The organism is Sphingobium sp. FW305-3-2-15-F-TSA7 (genome assembly GCF_058787155.1).
The window spans coordinates 2,501-5,484 of the sequence record NZ_JBYSZM010000074.1; the positions used below are offsets into that span (position 1 = coordinate 2,501).

Genomic DNA, 2,984 nt, shown 5'->3' on the forward strand with positions numbered 1-2,984 from the left:
AAGCGTCGGTGAGGTGTGAGCAACCTTTGACCCGACGATTTCCGAATGGGGAAACCCATCCTCACCATTTAATTCCAGGTCTGAGCAATCAGTGTTGGAGTTAAATGGGAAAGGATATCACCTTAGTGAATAAAATAGCTTTGGTGAAGCGAACCCGGAGAACTGAAACATCTCAGTACCCGGAGGAAAAGACATCAACCGAGATTCCGTTAGTAGTGGCGAGCGAACGCGGACCAGGCCAGTGCCTGATATTCAACTAGCAGAAGCTTCTGGAAAGTAGCACCATAGCGGGTGACAGTCCCGTATGCGAAAGTGATGTATCAGGACTTGAGTAGGGCGGGGCACGTGAAACCCTGTCTGAATATGGGGGGACCACCCTCCAAGCCTAAATACTCGTGCATGACCGATAGCGAACTAGTACCGTGAGGGAAAGGTGAAAAGCACCCCGATGAGGGGAGTGAAACAGTACCTGAAACCGAATGCTTACAAGCAGTTGGAGCCCCCTTGAGGGGTGACAGCGTACCTCTTGCATAATGGGTCTGTGACTTAGTGTATCAAGCAAGCTTAAGCCGTTAGGTGTAGGCGCAGCGAAAGCGAGTCTTAATAGGGCGACTGAGTTTGATGCATTAGACCCGAAACCCGGCGATCTAGGCATGACCAGGTTGAAGGTGGGGTAACACCCACTGGAGGACCGAACCGTTTAATGTTGAAAAATTATCGGATGAGTTGTGTTTAGGGGTGAAAGGCCAATCAAGCCGGGAAATAGCTGGTTCTCCGCGAAATCTATTGAGGTAGAGCCTTGGATGAATACCGTTGGGGGTAGAGCACTGGATGGGCTAGGGGGTCGCGAGATCTACCAAACCTAACCAAACTCCGAATACCAACGAGTAATATCCAGGAGACAGACGGCGGGTGCTAAGGTCCGTCGTCAAAAGGGAAACAGCCCTGACCTACAGCTAAGGCCCCCAAATCGTATCTAAGTGGGAAAGCATGTGGGACTTCCAAAACAACCAGGAGGTTGGCTTAGAAGCAGCCATCCTTTAAAGAAAGCGTAACAGCTCACTGGTCTAAATAAGAGGTCCTGCGGCGAAGATGTAACGGGGCTCAAGATACGTGCCGAAGCTTAGGGTGTGTAGCAATACACGCGGTAGCGGAGCGTTCCGTAAGCCTGCGAAGCCGAAGGGTAACCGACGGTGGAGGTATCGGAAGTGCGAATGCAGACATGAGTAGCGATAAAGAGGGTGAGATGCCCTCTCGCCGAAAGACCAAGGGTTCCTGCTTAAAGCTAATCTGAGCAGGGTGAGCCGGCCCCTAAGACGAGCCCGAAGGGGGTAGTCGATGGGAACCACGTTAATATTCGTGGGCCTGGTGGTGTGTGACGGATCTCGTAAGTTGTCAGTCCTTATCGGATTGGTCTGGCTTCGAAGAGGTTCCAGGAAATAGCCCCACCGTATAGACCGTACCCGAAACCGACACAGGTGGTCTGGTAGAGTATACCAAGGCGCTTGAGAGAAGTGTACTGAAGGAACTCGGCAAATTGCCTCCGTACCTTCGGAAGAAGGAGGCCCCACATCAAGGCAACTTTTTGTGGGGGGCACAGGCCAGGGGGTAGCGACTGTTTAGCAAAAACACAGGACTCTGCTAAGTCGGCTTCAAGACGACGTATAGGGTCTGACGCCTGCCCGGTGCTGGAAGGTTAAGAGGAGGGGTGCAAGCTCCGAATTGAAGCCCCAGTAAACGGCGGCCGTAACTATAACGGTCCTAAGGTAGCGAAATTCCTTGTCGGGTAAGTTCCGACCTGCACGAATGGCGTAACGACTTCCCCACTGTCTCCAGTACATGCTCAGCGAAATTGAATTCTCCGTGAAGATGCGGAGTACCCGCGGTTAGACGGAAAGACCCCGTGCACCTTTACTGCAGCTTCAGAGTGGCATTAGGAAAGAATTGTGTAGCATAGGTGGGAGGCTTTGAAGCCGGGGCGCCAGCCCTGGTGGAGCCAAAGGTGAAATACCACCCTGTTGTTTTCTGATGTCTAACCTCGCACCGTTATCCGGTGCAGGGACCCTCTGTGGCGGGTAGTTTGACTGGGGCGGTCGCCTCCTAAAGAGTAACGGAGGCGCGCGAAGGTTGGCTCAGGACGGTTGGAAACCGTCTGTTAGAGTGCAATGGCATAAGCCAGCCTGACTGCGAGACTGACGAGTCGAGCAGAGACGAAAGTCGGTCATAGTGATCCGGTGGTCCCTCGTGGAAGGGCCATCGCTCAACGGATAAAAGGTACGCCGGGGATAACAGGCTGATAACCCCCAAGAGCTCATATCGACGGGGTTGTTTGGCACCTCGATGTCGGCTCATCACATCCTGGGGCTGGAGCAGGTCCCAAGGGTTTGGCTGTTCGCCAATTAAAGTGGTACGTGAGCTGGGTTCAGAACGTCGCGAGACAGTTTGGTCCCTATCTGCCGTGGGCGTCGAAATTTGAGAGGAGTTGACCCTAGTACGAGAGGACCGGGTTGAACATACCTCTGGTGGACCTGTCATCGTGCCAACGGTGCAGCAGGGTAGCTATGTATGGACGGGATAACCGCTGAAAGCATCTAAGCGGGAAGCCTCCCTCAAGATAAGATTTCATAGAGCCGTCGGAGACCACGACGTTGATAGATTGGATGTGGAAGCGCAGTAATGCGTGGAGCTAACCAATACTAATTGCTCTATTCGCGTTCGAGAGTCCCACCATCAATGACAGCCCTGGGCTATCATTGCGGTCGGATGTAAAAACGCAGCCCAATGAATTGGTCTTTATGTGCACGGTATCGATTTTTAAGAACAACACCCGCATGCGCCTGCTTCATAGCTTGGTGGCCATAGCGTCAGTGACCCACCCGATCCCATCTCGAACTCGGCCGTGAAACCTGACTGCGCCGATGGTACTATCGCTTAAGCGCTGGAAGAGTAGGTCGCCGCCAGGCTTTGCAGCAGGCGCATCCGGG

Annotated in this window: 2 rRNA genes (1 of these 2 cut by a window edge); both read left to right on the plus strand. The window is 53.2% G+C overall.

Annotated features, from left to right (window positions below):
• Positions 1-2,720: ribosomal RNA gene (locus AC3WN8_RS30060) — 23S ribosomal RNA — on the plus strand; it begins 72 nt to the left of the window's first position.
• A gap of 128 nt (positions 2,721-2,848) precedes the next feature.
• Positions 2,849-2,963, plus strand: a 5S ribosomal RNA gene (gene rrf, locus AC3WN8_RS30065).
• Positions 2,964-2,984: the final 21 nt, after the last annotated feature.